Source organism: Mesorhizobium sp. M0598 (genome assembly GCF_040320865.1).
In the GTDB taxonomy this organism is placed as follows: Bacteria; Pseudomonadota; Alphaproteobacteria; order Rhizobiales; family Rhizobiaceae; genus Mesorhizobium.
The window spans coordinates 1-3,096 of record NZ_JAMYQL010000087.1 but is presented as its reverse complement, the minus strand read 5'-3'; the positions used below and the strand labels follow the sequence as shown (position 1 = coordinate 3,096).

Here is a 3,096-nt window from a genome sequence, read left to right as displayed (position 1 = left end):
AGCGACGGCCCTTGGAACCGAGCTCGCCGGCGATGGCAACGATCGCCTTGCGTGCTTTTTCTTCTTCCGGCCACTTGGCGAAACCGTTCACCAGATTGGCCAATTCTTGATCCGAGAATCCGTCGAGATTGCCGTCGCGGGCAACCACCTCGCCGGCGATGGCAAGCGTCGTTTCACGCGTCTTCTGCTGGTCCGGCCATCTGCTGAAGCCGTTCACCAAATCGGCCAACTCTGGATCCGAAAATCCGTCGAGATTGCCGGTGCGGGCAACCACCGCGCCGGCGATGGCAATTGTCGCTTCACGCGTCTTCTGCTGGTCCGGCCATCTGCTGAAGCCGTTCACCAAATCGGCCAACTCTGGATCCGAAAATCCGTCGAGATTGCCGTCGCGGGCAACCACCGCGCCGGCGATGGCAAGCGTCGCTTCGCGCGTCTTCTGCTGGTCCGACATTGCGTCGGAGATGCGGTGCGGGCCTCCTTCGCTATCAGGACGCCCTGCTTGTCCGACCAACTCTCCGGTGCTGCCCATATTCCCTCTCCGATCCAGCAAAACGCATCGCCTAAAGCGTGTCAACAACAGGCATCATTGGTTTGAGTGCGGTCACGCGAGCCTGCAACGGCATGCTTGAAAGCCGCAGCATTCACGCAACGGCAACTGCCTCGACAACGCCGCAATTAAAAGCTTCTTCGCCACTCAATCGCTCCGACAGCATCGCAAGTCCGAAAGAGGGGAGGACTATATCCGCTATTACAAACCAACGACCTCATCAGGCTGAAGCTCAAAGGGCTGAGCCCTGTACAAAAGCCCATAAATCACTATGAACCCTACCGCTTTACGGGGCGAATCTACGGTTTTTTCATTGCGGTACAGATTGAGCGATATCGATCAGGCAGCGTTCGAAATCCAGTTCAAAAGAGCTGTCTTCGGTTTGGCGCCGACCGAGAAATCGGCCACTTCGCCGCCCTTGAAGATCGCGAGCGTCGGAATGGAGCGCACCCCCAATTGGGCGGCGAGTTCCGGGTTTTCATCGATGTTGAGCTTGGCGACCTTGATCTTGCCTTCCATCTCGACGGAGATTTCCTCGAGGCTCGGAGCAATCATCTTGCAGGGATCGCACCATTCGGCCCAGAAATCGACGACGACGGGTGCTGCGGATTCCAGAACTTCCGACTGGAAGTTATTGATATCGACTTTCACGGTAGCCATGGCTGCTCCTTTGACCGAAGAAGATGTTGAACCACATGTGACGGTGCGGTGCAGAATTTTCAATTATCAACCCGACGCTCTTTGGGACATTATCACAGCTGCAACGCGATATTGGTTTGGTAGGTCACTGTTCGCTGCTAGCTTGAAGCCGTAGAAACAACTCGGAGTGTAGTGCATGGATCGCGATAGACAGCGGGTGCGTACAGCTGGAAATTCATCCCAAGATGGCGGCGGTGCGGAACGAAACACTGACTTTCCCAGAGCGCGGTCGCGTCCCTACAGGTGGTGTAGCTCGGCGGTAGCGAAGCCGCTCGCGAGCGCGCCCTCGATAGCGCTGTAGATGCTATGGGCGGCGGCGAGCGTGTGGCACCCTCGACGCTGTTGAGCAGCTACCTAAGGAGCGCCCCATGTCACCATCCTTTGATGCAAGCAAATCCCTTACCGCCCTTGATCAGGACAGCACGTTGGTCGCAGTGATTGAGATGAGCCAGACAAAGTGGCTCATTGCTGCGACGGTCCCTGGCTTTGAACGTAACCCTCTCAAGAAGCTCGATGCCGACCCGGATTCGGTGTTCAGGCTGTTGCGCCGCTGGCGCAGCGAAGCCATCCAAGCCGGGCGTGAAGTCCGGCGCCCGATGACATGATGAACCTGCGCGCGCTCGTGGAGAAGACTCCGGATTCCGATCTCTTGCGCGAGATGATTGGCTTTGCCGCCGAGCGGCTGATGGAGCTGGAGGTTGGCGCCGCCACCGGCGCCGCCTATGGCGAGAAGAACCCGTTGCGCACGGCCCAGCGCAACGGCTATCGCGAGCGCGACTGGGAGACGCGCGCCGGCACCGTCGAGCTGCGCATCCCCAAGCTCAGGAAGGGCTCCTATTTCCCCGGTTTCCTAGAACCGCGCCGCATGGCCGAGAAGGCGCTGACCGCCGTCATCCAGGAGGCCTACGTCCAGGGGATCTCGACCCGCTCGGTCGACGACCTGGTCAAGGCCATGGGCATGAGCGGCATCTCCAAAAGCCAGGTCAGCCGGCTTTGCGAAGAGATCGACGGCAAGGTCAAAGCGTTCCTTGAAAGACCCATCGAGGGCGACTGGCCATATCTGTGGATCGACGCCACCTACCTGAAGGTGCGCCGCGGCGGCCGCATCGTCTCGGTCGCCGTCATCATCGCTGTCGGCGTCAACGCGGACGGCCGGCGCGAGGTGCTGGGCATGGAGGTTGGCACGTCTGAGGCCGAGCCGATCTGGACGGAGTTCTTGCGCAAGCTGACCCGTCGTGGCCTGCGCGGCGTCAAGCTCGTCGTCTCCGATGCCCATGAAGGCATCAAGGCGGCCGTCACCAAGGTGCTGTGCGCGACATGGCAGAGGTGCCGCGGGGAGCCGTTGAAGAAGTCTCCTCCTACTGATTCAATTGGGAAGTCGTTGATTCTCTGGAGGGTTCGCGATGCTGGGACGCAAGGAGCGCGATCAGCTTGAGCTATTCATGACTGGCTCGCTACGGCAGCTTGTTCCTGATGATCATATTCTCGCGCGGGTCGACCGTGTGCTGGATCTGTCCTGGCTGCGTGACGAGGTGGCGAACCTCTACTGCACCGACAATGGCCGCCCGGGCATGATCCTGAGGTTGCGGTCCGACTGATGCTCGCCGGTTTCCTGCTTGGAATTGTGCATGACCGCCGGCTGATGCGAGAGGCGCAGGTCAACATCGCGATCCGTTGGTTTGTCGGCTACGGTCTCCACGAAGCACTTCCCGATCACTCTTCCCTGACACGCATCCGCCAGCGCTGGGGCGAGGCATCGGGTATCAACCGCATCTACCGGCTATACCGCGAAGAAGGACTGGCCGTGCGCAAGCGACGCTCCAGGCGCCGAGCGGTAGGAACGCGGGCAC

The 3,096-nt window shown here is 60.0% G+C and carries 2 protein-coding genes and 3 pseudogenes; 3 read left to right on the top strand and 2 right to left on the bottom strand.

From position 1 onward, the window contains the following. Both NKI59_RS34740 and trxA read right to left on the bottom strand, forming a co-directional pair. A pseudogene (locus tag NKI59_RS34740) lies at window positions 1-529 on the bottom strand (shikimate kinase); the annotation flags it as partial. A gap of 357 nt (window positions 530-886) precedes the next feature. Beyond that, window positions 887-1,207 (bottom strand): thioredoxin, encoded by a 321-nt coding sequence (gene trxA / locus NKI59_RS34735; protein ID WP_183465445.1) that lies wholly within the window; start codon window positions 1,205-1,207, stop codon window positions 887-889. A gap of 407 nt (window positions 1,208-1,614) precedes the next feature. On the opposite strand from trxA, the gene NKI59_RS34730 reads away from it, so the two are divergent. From NKI59_RS34730 to NKI59_RS34720, 3 genes and pseudogenes are all read left to right on the top strand, one after another. Beyond that, window positions 1,615-1,851, top strand: a complete 237-nt coding sequence (locus NKI59_RS34730; RefSeq protein WP_352709030.1) for a hypothetical protein — start codon at window positions 1,615-1,617, stop codon at window positions 1,849-1,851. Beyond that, window positions 1,848-2,579 (top strand): annotated as a pseudogene (locus NKI59_RS34725) (IS256 family transposase); the annotation flags it as partial. The gene NKI59_RS34730 and the pseudogene NKI59_RS34725, both read left to right, overlap by 4 nt. A gap of 70 nt (window positions 2,580-2,649) precedes the next feature. Then, a pseudogene (locus tag NKI59_RS34720) lies at window positions 2,650-3,096 on the top strand (transposase); the annotation flags it as partial.